At 71.5% G+C, this 20,161-nt stretch carries 12 protein-coding genes and 1 pseudogene; 3 read left to right on the top strand and 10 right to left on the bottom strand.

All coding sequences use genetic code 11. The features are described from left to right. Window positions 1-465 precede the first annotated feature (465 nt). The 7 genes and pseudogenes from QNO09_RS31645 to iolC all read right to left on the bottom strand — a co-directional run bounded on the left by QNO09_RS31645 (window position 466) and on the right by iolC (window position 10,542). A complete protein-coding gene (locus QNO09_RS31645) occupies window positions 466-1,332 on the bottom strand; it encodes an ABC transporter permease (RefSeq protein WP_283973679.1) in 867 nt (288 codons plus the stop codon). Continuing rightward, a complete protein-coding gene (locus QNO09_RS31650) occupies window positions 1,329-3,986 on the bottom strand; it encodes a CocE/NonD family hydrolase (RefSeq protein ID WP_283973680.1) in 2,658 nt (885 codons plus the stop codon). The genes QNO09_RS31645 and QNO09_RS31650 overlap by 4 nt, the downstream gene beginning before the upstream one ends. Before the next feature lie 807 nt (window positions 3,987-4,793). After that, window positions 4,794-6,296, bottom strand: a complete 1,503-nt coding sequence (mmsA, locus tag QNO09_RS31655) for a CoA-acylating methylmalonate-semialdehyde dehydrogenase (protein WP_283973681.1) — start codon at window positions 6,294-6,296, stop codon at window positions 4,794-4,796. Between the two features lie 14 nt (window positions 6,297-6,310). Beyond that, window positions 6,311-8,197 carry a 3D-(3,5/4)-trihydroxycyclohexane-1,2-dione acylhydrolase (decyclizing) gene (gene iolD / locus QNO09_RS31660; protein ID WP_283973745.1) on the bottom strand — a complete coding sequence of 629 codons (1,887 nt, stop codon included), beginning with the start codon at window positions 8,195-8,197 and terminating at the stop codon, window positions 6,311-6,313. A 21-nt stretch (window positions 8,198-8,218) separates the two neighbouring features. After that, window positions 8,219-8,703, bottom strand: a pseudogene (locus QNO09_RS31665) (5-deoxy-glucuronate isomerase); the annotation flags it as partial. Window positions 8,704-8,713: 10 nt separating this feature from the next. Then, complete coding sequence (locus QNO09_RS31670; RefSeq protein WP_283973682.1) at window positions 8,714-9,595, bottom strand: Cgl0159 family (beta/alpha)8-fold protein; 882 nt, start codon at window positions 9,593-9,595, stop codon at window positions 8,714-8,716. Then, window positions 9,592-10,542 (bottom strand): 5-dehydro-2-deoxygluconokinase, encoded by a 951-nt coding sequence (gene iolC, locus QNO09_RS31675; RefSeq protein ID WP_283973683.1) that lies wholly within the window; start codon window positions 10,540-10,542, stop codon window positions 9,592-9,594. Before iolC ends, QNO09_RS31670 begins: the two co-directional genes overlap by 4 nt. Window positions 10,543-10,991: 449 nt before the next feature. Between iolC and QNO09_RS31680 the strand changes: the two genes are divergently transcribed. After that, window positions 10,992-11,192, top strand: a complete 201-nt coding sequence (locus QNO09_RS31680) for a helix-turn-helix transcriptional regulator (RefSeq protein WP_283973684.1) — start codon at window positions 10,992-10,994, stop codon at window positions 11,190-11,192. 448 nt (window positions 11,193-11,640) lie between these two features. Here QNO09_RS31680 and QNO09_RS31685 read toward each other — a convergent pair whose 3' ends face one another. Further along, a complete protein-coding gene (locus tag QNO09_RS31685) occupies window positions 11,641-12,684 on the bottom strand; it encodes a zinc-dependent alcohol dehydrogenase family protein (protein WP_283973685.1) in 1,044 nt (347 codons plus the stop codon). A 275-nt stretch (window positions 12,685-12,959) separates the two neighbouring features. Here QNO09_RS31685 and QNO09_RS31690 point away from each other — a divergent pair, with 275 nt between their 5' ends. Both QNO09_RS31690 and QNO09_RS31695 read left to right on the top strand, forming a co-directional pair. Beyond that, window positions 12,960-13,199: a heavy-metal-associated domain-containing protein gene (locus QNO09_RS31690; protein ID WP_283973686.1), complete on the top strand. Its 240-nt coding sequence runs from the start codon at window positions 12,960-12,962 to the stop codon at window positions 13,197-13,199. 141 nt (window positions 13,200-13,340) lie between these two features. Then, entirely contained in the window at window positions 13,341-15,581 is a 2,241-nt protein-coding gene (locus QNO09_RS31695; RefSeq protein WP_283973687.1) for a heavy metal translocating P-type ATPase, read from the top strand. Between the two features lie 720 nt (window positions 15,582-16,301). On the opposite strand, the gene QNO09_RS31700 is transcribed toward QNO09_RS31695, so the two are convergent. Continuing rightward, a complete protein-coding gene (locus QNO09_RS31700; RefSeq protein ID WP_283973688.1) occupies window positions 16,302-17,591 on the bottom strand; it encodes a citrate synthase in 1,290 nt (429 codons plus the stop codon). A gap of 179 nt (window positions 17,592-17,770) precedes the next feature. Beyond that, a complete protein-coding gene (gene recD2, locus QNO09_RS31705; RefSeq protein WP_283973689.1) occupies window positions 17,771-20,050 on the bottom strand; it encodes an SF1B family DNA helicase RecD2 in 2,280 nt (759 codons plus the stop codon). Between the last annotated feature and the right edge of the window lie 111 nt (window positions 20,051-20,161).

The following is a 20,161-nucleotide window of genomic DNA, read 5'->3' on the forward strand; positions in this document are numbered from 1 at the left end:
GCGCGTTTGGGCGGCACGCCCCAGGGCTCGCACGGACTTCGGCGGACGGGCGTGCGGTTCACGCCGCCGTGAACCGTCCGCGTCCGGTGCTCCGCCGTCCTGCGAGATGACGCCCACTCCCCGTCAGGGTCGAACCACTTCACGACACCATCCCCGCTGCGAGCGTCAGTGGCGGCGGCCGGACTGGTAACCGTCATCCGAACCGGCCTCCACGGGAAGGCAGGTTTGCGCGGTCCGCGCCCCACACACCGGGACACCGTGGTCGCGTGGCGGACCGGGCCGCAAGAGCGCCCAGGGCCTACTGGAGGGCCGCTGCCACGGCGGCGGGGACAAACAGCGTTCCCGCGCCGTCGGGCGGAACCAGCCAACGCAAAGAACGCACCCGCATCCCAAGCGAGAAGGGCATCCGCTGGACGCCCCCTCGTAACCGCAGCCTGGACCCGGCGAACCCATGCGGTCACAGCACTAGCAGACGACGTCCTTGCGGGCGAAACCGCGGAAGGCCAGGGCGAACAGCACGAGCGCGTACGTTACCGAGATCGACGTGCCCTGGATCATGTCCGACCACTCCAACTGGGGCCGGACGGCGTCGAGCCAGGCGTACTGCCAGTGCGCGGGCAGGAAGTCGCGCCAGTCGCCGAGGGCCGTCACCTCGTCGAGGACGCTGCCGATGATGGTCAGGAAGACCGCGCCGCCGACCGCGCCGAGCGGGGCGTCCGTCCGGGTCGACAGCCAGAACGCCAGCGCGGCGGTGACCAGTTGGGACACCATGATGTACGCGACGACGATCAGCAGCCGCTGGGCGGCCGTGCCGGTGGGCAGGGTGCCGCCGGTGGGCAGTTCGAGCGGTCCCCAGCCGTAGGCGGCCGTGCCGACGGCGAGGGCGACGATCGGGAGCAGGACCATGGCGGCCAGGCTCAGGGCCAGTCCGACGGCGAGCTTGGACCACAGCAGCCGGGCCCGGGGCACCGGGGCGGCGAGCAGATAGCGCAGGGAGGACCAGCCGGCCTCCGAGGCGACCGTGTCGCCGCAGAACAGGGCGACGGGGATGACGAGCAGGAAGCCGGCGGCGGAGAAGAGGTTGACGGCGGCGAAGTTGGCCCCGGACGCCGTGGCCGTGTCCATGAGGTTGACGCGGTTGTTGTTGCCGCCCGGGTCTCCGCCGACCTGGAAGGCGATGAGCAGGATGATCGGCAGGGCGAACAGGACGCCGCCCATGACCATGGTGCGGCGCCGCTTCAGCTGCCGGACCAGCTCGACGCGGAAGGGCAGGGTGCGGCCCGCGCGGTAGCCGTCGGCGACCTCGACGGGCGGCTCGGCGAGCGTGCTCATGCTTCGGCTCCGATCAGGGTGAGGAAGGCGTCCTCCAGGCGGCGGTGCGGGCCGACCGACGTGACCGCCACGTCCAGCCGTACGAGGTCGGCGACCAGACGCTGCGGGGTGCCGTCGGCGTCGAGCCGGACCAGCAGGCCCTCGTCGGTGCGCACGGCCGAGGCGACGCCCGGCAGGGCGGTGACCTTCTCCGCGACGGGCTCGTCCACGGGGGTGGCCGTGCCCACGAGGAGGGTGTCGCCCGAGCCGACGATGTCCGCGACCGGGCCCGCCTGGACGAGCCGGCCGTGGTCCATGACGACCAGGTGGGTGCAGGTCTGCTCGACCTCCGCGAGGAGGTGGCTGGAGACGATGACCGTGCGGCCGGCGGCGGCGTAGCGGATCATCACCTCGCGCATCTCGCGGATCTGGGGCGGGTCGAGGCCGTTGGTCGGCTCGTCGAGGATGAGCAGGTCCGGAAGGCCGAGCATGGCCTGGGCGATGGCGAGGCGCTGGCGCATGCCCTGGGAGTAGGTGCGCACCGCGCGGGCGAGGGCGTCGCCCAGGTCCGCGATCTCCAGGGCCTCCTCCAGGTGCGCGTCCTCGGCGGGGCGGCCGGTGGCGCGCCAGTACAGCTCCAGGTTCTCCCGGCCGGACAGATGCGGCAGGAAGCCCGGGCCCTCGACGAAGGCGCCGACCCGGGAGAGGACCGGGGCGCCGGGGCCGATGGCGTGGCCGAAGACGCGGATCTCGCCGCCGTCGGGCCTGATCAGGCCCATCAGCATGCGCAGGGTGGTCGTCTTGCCCGCCCCGTTGGGGCCGAGCAGGCCCAGAACCTGGCCCTTCTGCACGCGGAAGGAGAGGTCCTTGACGGCGTACCGGTCGGACGCCTTCGCGTAGCGCTTGGTCAGGTCGGTGATCTGGAGGGGGACCTCGGCGAGTTGGGGGTCCGGCGGGGCGGGGGCGGCGGTGCGGCGACGTCCCGTGATGATCAGGGCCAGCGCGATGGCGGCGCCTGCGAGCGGCAGCCACCATACCCACGCGGGCAGCCCGGCCCCGGTGTCGCGCTGTCCGAGCGCGGAGGGGACCTCCAGGTCGCCCTTGAGGGAGACGGTGTACGTCGCCGGGGCCGTCGGGGAGGCGTAGCCCAGGTCCGTGGAGGCGATGACCAGGCGAAGCCGGTGGCCGTCGTCGACCTCGTGGTCGATCGCCGGGAGGGTGATCCGGACGTTCTTGCCGGCCTTGGCGTCCTCGACCCGGATGGGCGTGACGAGCTGGGAGGGCAGCACCTGCTGGGTGTCGCCGCCGGGGCCGACGTCGTAGAGCTTGGCGAAGAGCACGGCGTCGTCGCTGGTGGACTTCACGTGCACGGTCGCGGTGGGCGAGCCGGTGATCTGGAGGTCCTCGCGCTGCGGCGCCGACTCGAACGCGGCGAACTGGCCGGGGAAGTCGAGGGAGACGCCGATGCCGAGCGTGGAGAGCCGGCTGAGACCTCCGGCGCCGCCGAGGCCGGGCAGGGCGGAGACGCCGGGCGGGCTGGCGCCGGGCGGGTTGTCGAAGCTCTGCTCGCGGCCGGTCAGGGCGATGGAGCGCTGCTCGCTCTCCAGGCCGGGGTAGCGGTCCGACGTCACTCCGCTCAGGCGGGGTTCGCCGTCGCCGGAGCCCATGCCGAGGGTGCGGGTGACGCGGAAGGCGGGGCCGGTGTCGGCGCCCTTGTCGTCCTTCAGGTAGCGGTCGAACCAGGTCTTCACGCGGTCCTGGACGCGGCCGGTCTCCATGTCGCCGCCGTCGTGGCCGCCGGCGATCCAGTCGACGTCGACGGGGGCGCCGTTCGCGCGGATGACCTTCGCCGCCTGGTCGGCCTGGCCGAGCGGGAAGAGGGAGTCGGACTGGCCCTGCGTCAGCAGCGTCGGCACCTTGATGTCCTTGCCGACCGCGGACGGTGAACGCTCCTGAAGCAGCTCGCGCGCCTCGGCGTCCGGCTTGCCCGACTCGGCGACCCGCTCGTACATGCGGCACAGCGCGGGCTCGAACTTCTCGCAGCCGCCGCCGGAGTTGACGAAGAGGCCGGCCCAGAGCTTCTTGAACACGCCGTTCGGGAAGAGGGCGTCGGCGAGGTTCCAGTAGGTGATCGCCGGTGCGATGGCGTCGACGCGGGCGTCGTGCCCCGCCGTGAGCAGGGCTATCGCGCCGCCATAGGAGCCGCCGGCCATGCCGACGCGGGGGTCGCCCTGCTGGTCGAGCTCGACCTGGGGCTGCTTCGCCAGCCAGTCGATGAGCTTGGAGACGTCGGCGACCTCGCCCTTGGGGTCGTTCAGCCCGATCTCGCCGTTCGACTTGCCGAAGCCGCGCGCCGACCAGGTCAGGACCGCGTAGCCGTCCCGGGCGAGGTCCTCGGCCTGCTGCCGGACGTCCTTCTTGCTGCCGCCGAAGCCGTGCCCGAGCAGGACGGCGGGGCGTCGGCCGGCTGCTCCGGAGGTGAAGAACGAGGTGTCGACGCGCGTGCCGTCGACCGTGGGCAGGACCCGGTCCTCGCGCTGGACGGGGGGTGCGTCGTCGTCCGCGACGGCCGTCCACGTACCCGCCCCGGCGAGCACGACGACAGCGGCCCCGGCGGCCAGGAGGCGCCGGGGTCGCCGGGTCAGCCCGCGCAGTCCGGGCAGTCGAAGATCCATGCGTCAACGGTACGTGCCGTCACCGACAACCGGAGCAGCCGCCGGGCTGACCCTCCTGCCCTCCTGCGGGCGTACGGTTTCTCGCCACGTACACCAGCCGCAGTACGACCGCTTTCCCGCTCACCCGGATGTCCCGCCCAAGTGGCTCTCCGGTTCGCGGAGTCTGAAGATCGAATGAAAGCGGTCTTACCGCCTTTCATCCCATCAAGGAGACGAGTATGGATATCTCCGTCATCGTGGACATCGCAACCTCTCTCAGCGTCGACCTCGGTGCCGCCATCAGCGCCGCACTCGGCCTGAGCGGCAACATCGGTGCCGACATCGGCCTGGGTATGTAGCCACTGACGAAAACCTCGCCGGTGGCCGCCGCAGGGCTGGACGGCCACCGGCGGACAGGCGCGTCGGCTCATCAACCCGCCAGACACCCGTGATCACCGCAGGAAAGGCAAGAGGAGCCGAAGATGAGCGCACAGCCCGACGATGCGCGTGCACCGGCCGTCGAGGCACAGCTGCTCGCACGCATCAGCACCGGGCGCGGCCTCAACCGGGGGGCGCCCGCTTTCGAGCGGGAAGGGGCGCAGGCCCCGGAAGACTCCCTTCATGGCTACGAGTTCGGGCCCCGCTGCACACCGTGGTTGTGGCAGGGTGGTTTCCTCGGTGCCCCCGCAGTGACTGCTTTCGGCGCTGTCTGGTAGCCCCCGGATTCGAGACGTTCCGCGACGCCGAGGCCGCCGGCGCTACTCCTGCCGGACACCGCGGCGCCCACCTCCCGCACGGTGCGGAGACGGGGCCGCCGGCTCGTACGGCTCAGTGGTTGCGCGGGAAGCCCAGGTCAACGCCCGCCGGGGCGTCGGCCGGGTCCGGCCAGCGGGTGGTGACGACCTTGCCGCGGGTGTAGAAGTGCGTGCCGTCGTTGCCGTAGATGTGGTGGTCGCCGAAGAGGGAGTCCTTCCAGCCGCCGAAGCTGTGGTAGCCGACGGGGACCGGGATCGGGACGTTCACGCCGACCATGCCGGCCTCGACCTCCAGCTGGAAGCGGCGGGCCGCGCCGCCGTCCCGGGTGAAGATCGCGGTGCCGTTGCCGAACGGCGAGGCGTTGACGATGTCCAGGGCCTCCTCGTAGGTCTCCGTGCGCAGCACGCACAGGACCGGGCCGAAGATCTCGTCCTGGTAGGCCTTGGCGGAGGTGGGAACCTTGTCGAGCAGCGAGATGCCGATCCAGTGGCCGTCCTCGAAGCCGTCGACGGTGTAGCCGGTGCCGTCGAGGACCACCTCGGCACCCTCGGCCGCCGCGCCCTCGACGTAGGAGGCCACCTTGTCGCGGTGGACCTTGGTGATGAGCGGGCCCATTTCGGAGGCCGGGTCGTCACCGGGGCCGATCTTGATCTTCTCGGCGCGCTCGCGGATCTTCTCCACCAGCTCGTCGCCGATCGAGCCCACCGCGACGACCGCGGAGATGGCCATGCAGCGCTCGCCGGCGGAGCCGTAGGCGGCGCTCACCGCTGCGTCGGCGGCCGCGTCGAGGTCGGCGTCGGGCAGGACCAGCATGTGGTTCTTGGCGCCGCCGAGCGCCTGGACGCGCTTGCCGTTGGCGGAGGCCGTGGTGTGGATGTAGCGGGCGATCGGGGTCGAGCCGACGAAGGAGACGGCCTTGACGTCCGGGTGCTCCAGGAGACGGTCGACGGCCACCTTGTCGCCGTGGACGACGTTGAAGACGCCGTCCGGCAGGCCCGCCTCGGCGAGCAGTTCGGCGATCTTGACCGATGCCGACGGGTCCTTCTCGGACGGCTTCAGCACGAACGTGTTGCCGCACGCGATGGCGAGGGGGAACATCCACATCGGCACCATCGCCGGGAAGTTGAACGGGGTGATGCCCGCGACGACACCGAGCGGCTGCCGGATCGAGGACACGTCGACGCGGCTGGCGACCTGCGTCGACAGCTCGCCCTTCAGCTGGACGCTGATGCCGCAGGCCAGGTCGACGATCTCCAGGCCGCGCGCGACCTCGCCGAGGGCGTCGCCGTGTACCTTGCCGTGCTCGGCGGTGATCAGCTCGGCGATCGCGTCCCGGTTGGCGTCCAGCAGGGCGCGGAACCTGAACAGGATCGAGGTGCGCTGGGCCAGCGAGGACTGGCCCCAGGTCAGGTAGGCCTCCTTGGCGGCGGCGACCGCCGCGTCCACCTCGTCGACCGAGGCGAACGCGACCTTCGTCGTCACCTCGCCGGTCGCCGGGTTGGTCACCGGCCCGTGCGTGCCCGAGGCGCCTTCGACGGTCTTGCCGCCGATCCAGTGGTTGACGGTCTTCGTCATGGCCGGGAACTCCTTCACAGATGGCGGCGTCGGGTGGAGACGTGCCGTTCGTACAGCTCACGTGCCTTGACCGCGGACGGCCGTGTCGCGGTCTCGGCCACGGGTACATCCCACCAGGCCTGCGCGGGAGGCGCGCCCGACACTGTGTCTGCCGTTTGGGTCTCGACGTAGACACATGTGGGAGTCTCGGCCGCCCGGGCCTCGGCGAGGGCCTGCCGCAGGTCCCGTACGGTCTTCGCGCGCAGCACGCGCATGCCGAGGCTGGCCGCGTTGGCGGCGAGGTCCACGGGCAGCGGCGGCCCCGTGTACGAGCCGTCCTCGGAGGGGTGGCGGTAGGCGGTGCCGAACCGCTCGCCGCCCACCGACTCCGAGAGCCCGCCGATGGACGCGTAGCCGTGGTTCTGGATGATCAGGACCTTGATCGCGATGCCTTCCTGGACGGCCGTGACGATCTCCGTCGGCATCATCAGGTACGTGCCGTCGCCGACCAGCGCCCACACGGGCCGGTCCGGGGCGGCCATCCTGACGCCGATGGCGGCGGGGATCTCGTAGCCCATGCAGGAGTAGCCGTACTCCAGGTGGTACTGGTCGCGGGACCGGGTCCGCCAGAGCTTGTGCAGGTCGCCGGGGAGGGAACCGGCCGCGTTGATCAGGATGTCCGACTCGTCGACCAGGGCGTCCAGGGCGCCGAGGACCTGCGGCTGGGTCGGGCGGGTGTCCGGTTCGTCGACCTCGTAGCAGGCGTCGACGCGCTGCTCCCAGCGCTCCTTGTCCTCGGAGTACTCGGTGGCGTACGACGGCGCGACCCGGTGGCCGTGCATCGCCAGCCTCTCGGTCAGCTCCTCCAGGCCGGTGCGGGCGTCCGCGATCAGGGGCCGCCCGGCCAGCTTGTGGCCGTCGAAGGAGGCGATGCTGAGGTTCAGGAACCGCACGTCCGGGTGGGAGAAGAGCGTGCCGGAGGCGGTGGTGAAGTCGGTGTAGCGGGTGCCGACGCCGATCACCAGGTCGGCGGTGCGGGCCAGTTCGTCCGCCGTCGCCGTGCCGGTGTGGCCGATGCCGCCGACGTCCTGGGGGTGGTCGTGGCGCAGGGAGCCCTTGCCGGCCTGGGTGGAGGCGACGGGGATGCCGGTGGCCTCGGCGAACTCGGCGAGGGCCTCCTCGGCGCGGCTGTGGTGGACGCCGCCGCCCGCGACGACCAGCGGCCTCTTCGCCGAGCGGATGACCCGTACCGCCTCGGCGAGTTCCGCCGGGTCGGCGCCGGGACGCCGTACCGTCCAGACCCGCTCGGCGAAGAACTCCTCGGGCCAGTCGTACGCCTCGGCCTGCACGTCCTGGGGCAGGGCGAGGGTGACGGCGCCGGTCTCCACGGGGTCGGTGAGCACACGCATCGCGTTCAGCGCCGAGGGGATCAGGGCCTCGGGACGGGTGATCCGGTCGAAGTACCGGGACACCGGGCGCAGGCAGTCGTTGACCGACACATCACCCGCGTAGGGCACTTCGAGCTGCTGCAGGACCGGGTCGGCGGGGCGGGTGGCGAAGATGTCACCGGGCAGGAGCAGCACCGGCAGGTGGTTGATGGTCGCGAGGGCGGCGCCGGTGACGAGGTTGGTGGCGCCCGGGCCGATGGAGGTGGTCACCGCGTGCGTGGACAGGCGGCCCGACTGGCGGGCGTAGCCGACCGCCGCGTGCACCATGGCCTGTTCGTTGCGGCCCTGGTGGTACGGCATCTCCTCGGTGTGCTCCAGGAGCGCCTGCCCGATGCCGGCGACGTTGCCGTGGCCGAAGATGCCCCAGGTGGCGCCGATGAGCCGCTGCCGGGCGCCGTCGCGTTCGGTGTACTGGGCGGCGAGGAAGCGGACGAGGGCCTGGGCCACCGTCAGCCTGGTCGTCTTCAGGGTCATCGGTACCCCTCCGTGTGAAGCGGCGTCGCCGGAACGGACCTTCGTGAGGACGTCGGTTCCGCCCTCACGCGAGGGGGACACGGGCCGACGGGTGAAACCGTTCGGGCCGTCGATCCCCACGTGGTGGGTCTCCTCCGGCTCCGGCCCCGGCCCCGGCGCCCTGCCGGGCCGGTGCTCGCCGGGGAGTGAGGGGGCGGGCAGCCGCCGCTGCCGCGTTCCTGGACGGGGACCTCCGGCGCGGGGCCGTAGCGGGCGGGGAGTTGTCGCTCGCACTTCGCTCCTGCCAAAGCAAAGCGGCCTCCCGCGCCGGAGGCGATCAGGGCCCGGGCGTCACGGGGCGCGTACGCGAAGTCGGTCACCGACGCGCACACGCTCTCCCGGCCCGGGAGGGGGAACTCTTCGTCTCCGACGCGCACGGTGCACGCGCCGTCGAGGGGCGGCACGATCTCCGGGGCGTACTGAAAGCCGGCGGTGGCGCCCTCGGGGACGAACAGTTCACTGGTCATGCCACGGTCCTCACAGCAGTCCGACGGCGGTGTCCACGGCGGCGGCCACATCGCCGTCGGCCGGGTACAGCAGCGAACGCCCCACGACGAGTCCGCACACGGTGGGCAGTTGGAGGGCGCCGCGCCACTTCTCGTACGCCCCGTCCTGATCGTCGCCCACCTCGCCGCCGAGCAGCACGGCGGGCAGTGTGGAGGTCGCCATGACCTCGGCCATGTCGTCGGGGTTGTCGGTGACCGGGACCTTCAGCCACGTGTAGGCGGAACTGCCGCCGAGGCCCGAGGCGATGGCGATCGACTTGGTGACGGCCTCGGCCGAGAGGTCGTTGCGCAGCCGGCCCGTCGCGTCGCGGCCGCAGAGGAACGGCTCGACGAAGACGGGGAGTTTCCGGGCGGCCATGGCGTCGACGGCCCGGGCGGTGGACTCCAGGGTGGTCAGCGAGCCCGGGTCGGCGTAGTCGATGCGCAGCAGGAGCTTGCCCGCGTCGAAGCCGAGGCGCTCGATGTCCTCGGGGCGGTGGCCGGTGAAGCGGTCGTCGAGTTCGAAGCTCGCGCCCTGGAGGCCGCCGCGGTTCATCGAGCCCAGGACGACCTTGCCGTCGAGGGCGCCGAGCAGCAGCAGGTCGTCGAGGATGTCGGCGGTGGCGAGGACACCGTCCACACCGGGGCGGGACAGCGCCAGGCAGAGGCGTTCGAGCAGTTCGGCGCGGTTGGCCATGGCCATGGCGCGACCGCCGACGCCGAGGGCGCCGCGGGCCGGGTGATCGGCGGCGACGATCATCAGGCGGCCGGAGTCGTTCAGCAGCGGCCGACGGGGGCGGCGGGCGGCGGCCTCGGCGATCGCCTCCGGGCGGTGGCCGCGCAGACGGACGAGTTCGGAGACGTCGACGGTCACCGGACGGCCCCCGCCGTGACGGCCGCCTCGATCTCGTCCGGGGTGGGCATCGCGGACGAGCACTCCAGGCGCGAGGCGACGATGGCCCCGGCGGCGTTGGCGTGCCGCATGGTCTTCTCCAGGTCCCAGCCGGCCAGCAGGCCGTGCACGAGACACCCGCCGAAGGCGTCGCCGGCGCCGAGGCCGTTGAGGACGTTCACCGGCAGCGGCGGCACTTCGGCGCTCTCGCCGGCGCTGTTCACCGCGAGGACGCCCTTGGGGCCCTGCTTGACGACGGCCAGTTCCACACCCGCGTCCAGGAGCGCGCGGGCGGCGGCGTGGGGTTCACGCGCGCCCGTGGCGACCTCCACCTCGTCGAGGTTGCCGACCGCGACGGTGGTGTGGCGCAGGGCCTCCTCGTAGAAGGGCCGGGCGGCCTCGGGGTCCGTCCAGAACATCGGGCGCCAGTCGAGGTCGAAGACCGTCGGGCCGGCCTTGGCGCGGTGGGCGAGGGCCGCGAGGGTCGCCGTCCGGCTGGGCTCCTCGCTCAGGCCCGTGCCCGTGACCCAGAAGACCCGGGCCTCGCGGATCGCGTCCAGGTCGAGCTCGTGGGCGTCGATCTCCAGGTCGGGAGCCTTGGGCTGCCGGTAGAAGTACAGCGGGAAGTCGTCCGGCGGGAAGACTTCGCAGAAGGTGACCGGGGTGGGCAGGCCGGAGACCGGCGTGACCCAGCGGTCGTCCACGCCGAAACCCTTCAGGGCCTCGTGGAGGTAGTCGCCGAAGGGGTCGTCGCCGGTGCGGGTGATCACCGCGGTCCGCCGTCCCAGACGCGCCGCGGCGACCGCGACATTGCTCGCCGAACCACCGAGGAACTTGCCGAAGGACGTGACCTGCGGCAGTGGAACGCCCGTCTGGAGCGGATACAGATCCACTCCGATCCGCCCCATGGTGATCAGGTCGTACGCCATCGGTGTCCCCTCGGTGCTCGGCTCTCCTCGGTTTTGTAGCCCCCTCGCGAAGCCCTGTCAATGTTTTGTCCGGACATTCGGACCAGATCATGACAGCGCTTTCCGGTCGTCCCCGTCCGCGTCCTCACAGTTCCGTAGTCTTCAGCCCGGCGTCCCGGTCCGCCTCTCCGGACGGCTGATGCTCGGCAGGGAGGACGGGGGCGCCGTGTCAAGGTGACCCGCCGACGCCCCGGCGTACGCCTTTGCCCCGGCTGTGTCACAAACACCGCCTTCCTGTCACACATGTCGCGCCTGCGCGGGTCTTCCGTCACACCCGCGCACAGATCCCTGTCCTGGGTCACCGAGAGTCGTTGTCCGGACACAGGCTTGTTGATCGCCTGCGCAGCGCCCGGCTCCCCCGGACGGCCGTCCCCGGCCGCCGCCGTGACGCGCGCGAGGAGGTACACGTCATGACCGACCGAAGGCTCTGGTCCTACAAGGAGATCGCGGCACACATCCGGGTGCAGCCGGACACCGTGCGCTCCTACCGCAAGCACGGCCTGCTGCCCCCGCCCGACCATGTCGAGAGCGGCAAGCCCTACTGGTACGCCGACACCGTCCGGGCCTGGGTCGCCTCCCGCCCCGGCAACCGCTCCCGAAGAGCCGACTGATCCCTCCCCGCCCGGCCTCGTGCCCCACCACCCCGTGGGGCACGGTCATCCCAGGAGCGTCGGCTCCCGGGCCGACCGGGAGCCACCACCCTTCGCACGGGCGCTGTCAGCTCCACGGCTCGAGGACCGTCACACCCGCTGCCTTGCCGCCCCATCCGGGTCGCCAGCTCCACGGCTCGAGGACCGTCACGCCCGCTGCCTTGCCGCCCCATCCGCGTTGTCAGCTCCACGGCTCGAGGACCGTCACACCTGCTGCCTTGCCGCCCCATCCGCGTTGTCAGCTCCACGGCTCGAGGACCGTCACACCTGCTGCCTTGCCGCCCCATCCGCGTTGTCAGCTCCACGGCTCGAGGACCGTCACACCTGCTGCCTTGCCGCCCCATCCGCGTTGTCAGCTCCACGGCTCGAGGACCGTCACACCTGCTGCCTTGCCGCCCCATCCGCGTTGTCAGCTCCACGGCTCGACGACCGTCACGCCCGCTCCCGGTGCCGCGCCCATCCCCGCCAGTGCCGACGGCGCCTCGTCCAGCGCGATCGTCGACGTCACCAGCAGGTCGGGGCGCAGCACCCCGCTGCGGACCAGTTCCAGCATCGGCGGGTAGCTGTGCGCGGCCATGCCGTGGCTGCCGAGCAGTTCGAGCTCCAGGGCGATCGCGCGGGCCATGGGCACGGGGGTCGTGCCGGTCGGCGAGGGCAGCAGGCCGACCTGGACGTGCCGGCCCCGGCGGCGCAGGCCGTTCACGGAGGCGGCGCAGGTGGTGGGCGCGCCGAGGGCGTCGAGGGAGAGATGGGCGCCACCGCCGGTCAGCTCGCGGATCGCCGCCGCGGTGTCCGCCACGCCCGTCGCGTCGACGCACCGCGCCGCCCCGAACGTCCGGGCCAGCTCCAGGGCGGCGGGCGACACGTCGACCGCCACGACCCGGGCGCCCGAGGCGGCCGCGATCATCACCGCCGACAGCCCCACCCCACCGCAGCCGTGCACCGCGACCCACTCCCCCGCCGCGACCCGGCCCTGTTGCACGACCGCCCGGTACGCCGTGGCGAACCGGCAGCCGAGCGAGGCCGCCGTGGCGCAGGACAACTCCTCGGGCAGCGCCACGAGGTTGATGTCGGCGTGGTCCAGCGCCACGTACTGGGCGAAGGAGCCCCAGTGCGTGAAGCCGGGCTGGGTCTGGCGCTCGCACACCTGGTGGTCACCGGCCGCGCAGGACGGGCACGTACCGCAGGCGCAGATGAACGGCACGGTGACCCGGTCGCCGGGCCGCCACCGGCCCACCCGGGCGCCCACCGCCTCGACGACACCGGCCAGTTCGTGCCCGGGCACATGCGGGAGTGCGATGTCGGGGTCGTGCCCCTGCCAGCCGTGCCAGTCGCTGCGGCACAGCCCGGTGGCCTCGACCCGGACGACCACCCCGTGCTCCGCGGGCTCCGGGTCGGCGACCTCCCGGACCTCGGCCGCCTCCCCGTACCGCTCGAACACCACGGCCCGCATGGTCACCCGCCTTCCGTTCGTCTCGTGTCCGGGCGTCGGCATTCACCCGCCCGCCCCTGCGGCCTCCCCGGACGGTCCGACGCTAGCGGGTCCGCCGCGTCAGCCGGCCGACGCGCCGACCTCGTCCCTGACAGGTTCGGCCTCGACCGCCGCCGGCCGAGGCGCCTCGCCCCCTGACGGGGACGTCGTGGACCGATACCCCCTAGGGGTACAGTTGGGTGTGCGGTCCCCCAAGGGACCCCGCAACCCCACACGCCTCGACGAGGAGTAACGACATGACCGCCCAGACCGACACCACGGGCCCCGTCACCACCGTCTTCAAGGTGAGCGGCATGAGCTGCGGACACTGCGAGGGCGCGGTCTCCGGCGAGATCTCCCAGATCTCCGGCGTGAGTGCGGTGACGGCCGTCGCCAAGACCGGCGAGGTCACCGTCGTCTCCGCGACCCCGCTCGACGACGAGGCCGTGCGCGCCGCCGTCGACGAGGCCGGCTTCGAACTGGCCGGGCGGGCCTGAGCCACCCGAGTCCGGCAGCCGGCCGGGTCTGAGACACTCCGGATCCGACACTCGTACCCGCGTACGGGCCGTACGCCGCCGTCCCCGGCCCGTACGGCCCGTTCCGCTTCCCGGGCGCCCCGCAACTCCTGGAGTGAGGACATGACCAGCACCACCGCCCATGCACCGGCCGCCCGCGAGCCGGCCCTCGCCGAGGTCGAGCTGCTCATCGGCGGGATGACCTGCGCCTCCTGCGCGGCCCGCGTGGAGAAGAAGCTCAACCGCATGGAGGGCGTCACCGCCACGGTGAACTACGCGACGGAGAAGGCCCGGGTCACCTGCCCCGAGGGCACCGAGGTCGCCGATCTGATCGCCACCGTGGTGAAGACCGGGTACACCGCCGAGGAGCCCGCGCCCCCACGCGAGGAGACCTCCGCCACCGGGACGGAGGACCCCGAGACGGCGGCCCTGCGCAGCCGCCTCACCGTCTCCGCCGCGCTCGCCGCGCCCGTGATCCTGCTGGCGATGGTTCCGGCCCTGCAGTTCGACCACTGGCAGTGGCTCTCGCTCACGCTCGCGGCCCCGGTCGTCGTCTGGGGCGGGCTGCCCTTCCACCGGGCGGCCTGGACGAACGCCCGGCACGGCGCCGCGACCATGGACACGCTGGTCTCGCTCGGCACCCTGGCCGCGTTCGGCTGGTCCCTGTGGGCACTGTTCCTGGGCGACGCGGGCATGCCGGGCATGCGGCATCCCTTCGAGCTGACGGTCGCGCGCGGGGACGGCGCCTCCTCGATCTACCTGGAAGTCGCTTCCGGGGTCACCGCCTTCATCCTGCTGGGCCGCTACCTGGAGGCCCGCTCCAAGCGCCGCGCGGGAGCCGCGCTCAGGGCGCTGATGGAACTGGGCGCCAAGGACGTGGCCGTGCTGCGGGACGGGCGGGAGGTGCGGATCCCCGCACAGCGCCTGGCCGTCGGCGACCGGTTCGTCGTACGGCCCGGCGAGAAGATCGCCACCGACGGCACGGTCGTCGAGGGCGCCTCCGCGGTGGACGCCTCGATGCTGACCGGCGAGTCGGTGCCGGTGGACGTGGCGCCCGGGGACCCGGTCACCGGCGCGACGGTCAACGCGGGCGGTCGGCTGGTCGTCGAGGCCACCCGGGTCGGTGCCGACACCCGGCTCGCGCGGATGGCGAAGCTGGTGGAGGACGCGCAGAACGGCAAAGCCGAGGTGCAGCGGCTCGCCGACCGGGTCTCCGGGATCTTCGTGCCGGTGGTGCTGCTGATCGCCGCCGCCACGGCCGGGGCGTGGCTCGGGCTGACCGGCGACGGCGTCGCCGCCTTCACCGCGGGCGTCGCGGTGCTGATCATCGCCTGCCCGTGTGCCCTGGGCCTGGCCACCCCGACCGCCCTGATGGTCGGCACGGGCCGCGGCGCCCAGCTCGGCATCCTCATCAAGGGCCCCGAGGTCCTGGAGTCCACCCGCCGGATCGACACGGTCGTCCTGGACAAGACCGGCACCGTCACCACCGGCCACATGACCCTGCACGACGTGCACCTCGCCGAGGGCGCCGACGAGAAGGAGGTGCTGCGGCTCGCGGGCGCCGTCGAGCACGCCTCCGAGCACCCCGTCGCCCGCGCGATCGCCGTGGGCGCCGAGGAGAGGGCCGGTCACCTCCCGGGCGTCGAAGGGTTCGAGAACGTCCCCGGGCGGGGCGTACGCGGACGGGTGGAGGGCCGTGAGGTCGCCGTGGGGCGGCTCTTCGACGCCATGCCGCCGGAGCTGGCCCGCGCGCGGGACGAGGCCGAGCGGGCCGGGTACACGGCCGTCGTGGCCGGCTGGGACGGGACGGCGCAGGCCGTTCTGGCCGTGGCGGACACCGTCAAGGAGACCAGCGCCGAGGCCGTGCGCGAGCTGCGCGCGCTGGGGCTCACGCCGGTGCTGCTGACCGGGGACAACCGTGCGGTGGCCGAGACGGTGGCCGCGGCCGTGGGAATCGAGCAGGTGGTGGCCGAGGTCCTGCCCGAGGACAAGGTCGACGCGGTACGGCGACTGCAGGCCGAGGGGCGGGTCGTCGCCATGGTGGGCGACGGCGTCAACGACGCGGCCGCGCTCGCCACCGCCGATCTGGGCCTGGCCATGGGCACCGGCACGGACGCGGCGATCGAGGCGGGCGATCTGACGCTGGTGCGCGGCGATCTGCGGGTGGCGGCGGACGCGATCCGGCTGTCCCGCCGGACGCTGGCCACGATCAAGGGCAATCTCGTGTGGGCCTTCGGCTACAACGTGGCCGCGCTGCCGCTGGCCGCCGCGGGTCTGCTGAATCCGATGATCGCCGGGGCCGCGATGGCCTTCTCGTCGGTCTTCGTCGTCACGAACAGTCTGCGGCTGCGAACATTTCGGTGAAGTCGCCCGAATTCGCCCCAAGTTGACGGCGACCGCGAGGGGAGCCCCTCTGGAGTCCCGGGCCCGACTCACATAAGCTCTTCACAAGGCTCGCGCATCTTCCTTACGCTGGGACCTCCCGGACGGCATATCCGGGCCCTTGCCCATCTATAGGACATATGCAAGAGACGCAGATCACAGTGATCTGAACGTAACCATCCGAGGGGTTCTAAGGTCTAAGTTGACGATGTCAGGAAGCGTCTTGGGGGGCGCGACCCGACATCTGGGGATGTCTTGGGGGACTTCCCCGGTTGGGGGTACCTCCCTGCTCGAACGGAGTTGAGAGCTTGGGGGAGCGTTGCCGGGGCACGTACGCCGGGAAGCTTTGAGCGGCCCTCCCGGGCGTGCGCTGTCCCGGCAGATCGCACCTCGCACAGTGGTACGGCGAGTTTTGCTCGTTGTGCTCAACAGCGGTTCAGGCGCTGTCCTCACAGACGCCCGGCCGGATCCCGTGGGGGGAATCCGAACCGGGACTGGGAAGGCGCCCTGGTCGTCGGCCCGTGGGGGGACCGGCGCCGGGGCGCCTTCTTCATTGCGTGCGCGTTCTTCGTTGCGTGAGAAACCATTTGAGAGATCGCGTGAGGACCCGCGAGGGAGCATGCGCATGCCCGAGCCCCCGTGTCCGGCTGCCGGACACGGGGGCTCGGGCGATTACGCGCCCAGGACTCCTGGGTGGTGGTCTCAGCGCTCCTCGACGGGCACGAAGTCGCGCTCGACCACGCCCGTGTAGATCTGGCGCGGGCGGCCGATGCGGGAGCCCGGCTCCTTGATCATCTCGTGCCACTGGGCGATCCAGCCCGGCAGCCGGCCGAGGGCGAACAGGACCGTGAACATCTCGGTCGGGAAGCCCATGGCCCGGTAGATCAGGCCCGTGTAGAAGTCGACGTTCGGGTAGAGGCTGCGCGAGACGAAGTAGTCGTCGGAGAGCGCGTGCTCCTCCAGCTTCAGTGCGATGTCCAGCAGCTCGTCGGACTTGCCGAGTGCGGACAGCACGTCGTGCGCGGCGGCCTTGATGATTTTGGCGCGCGGGTCGAAGTTCTTGTAGACCCGGTGGCCGAAGCCCATCAGGCGGACGCCGTCCTCCTTGTTCTTCACCTTGCGGATGAAGGTGTCGACGTCGCCGCCGGAGTCGCGGATGCCCTCCAGCATCTCCAGCACCGACTGGTTGGCGCCGCCGTGCAGCGGGCCCCACAGGGCGTTGATGCCGGCGGAGATCGAGGCGAACATGTTCGCCTGCGAGGAGCCGACCAGGCGGACCGTGGACGTCGAGCAGTTCTGCTCGTGGTCCGCGTGCAGGATCAGCAGCTTGTCGAGCGCGGAGACCACGGTCGGGTCGAGCTCGTACTCCTGCGCCGGGACCGAGAAGGTCATGCGGAGGAAGTTCTCGACGTAGCCGAGGTCGTTGCGCGGGTAGACGAACGGGTGACCGATCGACTTCTTGTACGCGTACGCGGCGATCGTCGGGAGCTTGGCGAGCAGGCGGATCGTGGAGAGGTTCCGCTGGCGCTCGTCGAACGGGTTGTGGCTGTCCTGGTAGAACGTGGACAGCGCCGAGACGACCGAGGACAGCATGGCCATCGGGTGGGCGTCGCGCGGGAAGCCCTTGTAGAAGTTCTTGACATCCTCGTGCAGCAGGGTGTGCTGCGTGATGTCGTTCTGGAACGTCGAGAGCTCGTCGACCGTCGGCAGTTCGCCGTTGATCAGCAGGTAGGCGACCTCCAGGAAGGTGGAGCGCTCGGCCAGCTGCTCGATCGGGTAGCCGCGGTACCGCAGGATGCCCGCTTCGCCGTCCAGGTACGTGACGGCGGATTTATACGCGGCCGTGTTGCCGTAACCGCTGTCCAGCGTCACCAGACCGGTCTGGGCGCGGAGCTTTCCGATGTCGAAGCCCTTGTCACCGACGGTGCTGTCGATCACCGGGTAGGTGTACTCGCCGTCGCCGTACCGCAGTACTACAGAGTTGTCGCTCACGTCTTCCCTCACCGACGTTGTGCCTCATCTTCGAGGTTGCCCTGACTGTCTCTACCATCCCCCACTTGGCTCAGGAGAGTGCACTCGGGGTCGACCATCGGGCCTATCGACGGCACTGAGTGCCGTCAACTTGCTCATCCTGCCCCCTGTGTTCCCCTTCCGGAAGTGCCTTGTGACCTTCACGACTCATTTGATCGATCATTCTTCGTTGAACCGAGCCGGAAGTCGAGTGCCGTGCACCGCCGACCCGCCGAAACCGTGCGCACCGCCTGGCCGATCGCCCTGCGCGAACCGACGAGGACGACCAGCTGCTTGGCCCGGGTGACCGCCGTGTAGAGCAGGTTGCGCTGCAGCATCATCCAGGCGCCCGTGGTGACCGGGATGACGACCGCCGGGTACTCGCTGCCCTGGGAGCGGTGGATCGTCACGGCGTACGCGTGGGCCAGCTCGTCGAGCTCGTCGAACTCGTACGGCACCTCCTCGTCCTCGTCCGTGAGCACCGTCAGGCGCTGGTCGACCGGGTCGAGCGAGGTCACCACACCGACGGTGCCGTTGAAGACACCGTTCTCACCCTTCTCGTAATTGTTGCGAATCTGGGTGACCTTGTCTCCGACGCGGAAGACCCGTCCGCCGAATCTCTTCTCGGGCAGGTCGGGGCGGCCGGGTGTGACGGCCTGCTGGAGCAGGCCGTTGAGGGTGCCCGCGCCGGCCGGGCCCCGGTGCATGGGCGCGAGGACCTGGACGTCCCGCCGGGGGTCCAGACCGAACTTGGCCGGAATGCGGCGCGCCGCCACGTCCACGGTGAGCCGGCCGGCGGCCTCCGTGTCGTCCTCGACGAAGAGGAAGAAGTCCTTCATTCCGTCGGTGAGCGGGTGGTGACCGGAGTTGATCCGGTGGGCGTTCGTCACCACGCCCGACTGCTGGGCCTGCCGGAAGACCCGGGTGAGGCGGACGGCGGGGATCGGGCCGCCGTCGGCCAGGAGATCCCGGAGGACCTCGCCCGCGCCGACGCTGGGCAACTGGTCCACGTCCCCCACGAAGAGCAGGTGGGCTCCCGGCGGGACCGCCTTGACCAGCTTGTTGGCGAGGAGCAGGTCCAGCATGGACGCCTCGTCGACCACTACCAGGTCGGCGTCCAGCGGGCGCTCCCGGTCGTAGGCCGCGTCGCCGCCGGGCTTGAGCTCCAGCAGGCGGTGCACCGTGGAGGCCTCGGCGCCGGTGAGCTCGGACAGGCGTTTGGCGGCCCGGCCCGTGGGGGCGGCCAGCACGACCTTCGCCTTTCTGGCGCGGGCCAGCTCCACGATCGAGCGGACCGTGAAGGACTTGCCGCAGCCGGGCCCGCCGGTGAGGACGGCGACCTTCTCGGTCAGCGCCAGTTTGACGGCGGCCTCCTGCTCGGGCGCGAGATCGGTGCCCGTGCGCCCCTTGAGCCAGCTCAGGGCCTTCTCCCAGGCGACGGTGCGGAATCCCGGCATGCGGTCCTCGCCGGTGCGCAGGAGGCGCAGCAGCTGGGCGGAGAGGGAGAGTTCGGCGCGGTGGAAGGGGACGAGGTAGATCGCGGTGACGGGCTCCCCGCCGTCGGGGCCCGGCACCTTCTCCCGTACGACGCCGGGGTCCTCGCCGTCCTCCTGGGGTTCGGCCAGTTCCGCCAGGCATTCGATGACCAGGCCCGTGTCGACCTGGAGGAGTTTGACCGCGTCCTTGATCAGCTGCTCCTCCGGGAGGAAGCAGTGCCCCTGGTCGGTGGACTGGGACAGCGCGTACTGCAGGCCCGCCTTGACGCGCTCGGGGCTGTCGTGCGGGATGCCGACGGACTGGGCGATCTTGTCGGCGGTGAGGAAGCCGATGCCCCAGACGTCGGAGGCGAGCCGGTAGGGCTGGTTCTTCACGACCGAGATGGAGGCGTCGCCGTACTTCTTGTAGATGCGCACGGCGATGGAGGTGGAGACCTCGACCGTCTGGAGGAAGAGCATGACCTCCTTGATGGCCTTCTGCTCCTCCCAGGCGTCGGCGATCTTCTTGGTGCGCTTGGGGCCGAGCCCGGGGACCTCGACGAGCCGCTTGGGCTCCTCCTCGATGATCCGGAGGGTGTCCATGCCGAAGTGCTGGGTGATCCGGTCGGCGAAGACCGGGCCGATGCCCTTGACCAGGCCGGAGCCGAGATAGCGGCGCATGCCCTGGACGGTGGCCGGGAGGACGGTCGTGTAGTTCTCGACGTGGAACTGCTTGCCGTACTGCGGGTGCGAGCCCCAGCGTCCCTCCATGCGCAGGGACTCGCCGACCTGCGCGCCGAGCAGCGCACCGACGACAGTGAGCAGGTCACCGGCGCCCCTGCCGGTGTCGACCCGGGCGACCGTGTAGCCGTTCTCCTCGTTGGCGTACGTGATGCGTTCGAGTACGCCGTCCAACGTGGCCAGTCGCCGCTCGCCCGCCTGGGCGGCCCCCGCCTGATCGGTCATGGCCCGACGGTACCGCCCGGGTACGACAGTGCGGCGGGGTGATCCGCCCGGCCGCCCTCGCGCAAAGCGACCGATCAGTATGGGGGCCGGGGCTCACTTTTCACCGTGGAT

This window comes from Streptomyces sp. 378, assembly GCF_030124145.1.
In the GTDB taxonomy this organism is placed as follows: domain Bacteria; phylum Actinomycetota; class Actinomycetes; order Streptomycetales; family Streptomycetaceae; genus Streptomyces.

Bases quoted from the DNA above. Each gene is read 5' to 3' on its own strand.
- QNO09_RS31645 (WP_283973679.1), bottom strand. From the start codon at position 1,332: ATGAGCACGCTCGCCGAGCCGCCCGTCGAGGTCGCCGACGGCTACCGC.
- QNO09_RS31650 (WP_283973680.1), bottom strand. From the start codon at position 3,986: ATGGATCTTCGACTGCCCGGACTGCGCGGGCTGACCCGGCGACCCCGG.
- mmsA (WP_283973681.1), bottom strand. From the start codon at position 6,296: ATGACGAAGACCGTCAACCACTGGATCGGCGGCAAGACCGTCGAAGGC.
- iolD (WP_283973745.1), bottom strand. From the start codon at position 8,197: ATGACCCTGAAGACGACCAGGCTGACGGTGGCCCAGGCCCTCGTCCGC.
- iolC (WP_283973683.1), bottom strand. From the start codon at position 10,542: ATGGCGTACGACCTGATCACCATGGGGCGGATCGGAGTGGATCTGTAT.
- QNO09_RS31680 (WP_283973684.1), top strand. From the start codon at position 10,992: ATGACCGACCGAAGGCTCTGGTCCTACAAGGAGATCGCGGCACACATC.
- QNO09_RS31685 (WP_283973685.1), bottom strand. From the start codon at position 12,684: ATGCGGGCCGTGGTGTTCGAGCGGTACGGGGAGGCGGCCGAGGTCCGG.
- QNO09_RS31690 (WP_283973686.1), top strand. From the start codon at position 12,960: ATGACCGCCCAGACCGACACCACGGGCCCCGTCACCACCGTCTTCAAG.
- QNO09_RS31695 (WP_283973687.1), top strand. From the start codon at position 13,341: ATGACCAGCACCACCGCCCATGCACCGGCCGCCCGCGAGCCGGCCCTC.
- recD2 (WP_283973689.1), bottom strand. From the start codon at position 20,050: ATGACCGATCAGGCGGGGGCCGCCCAGGCGGGCGAGCGGCGACTGGCC.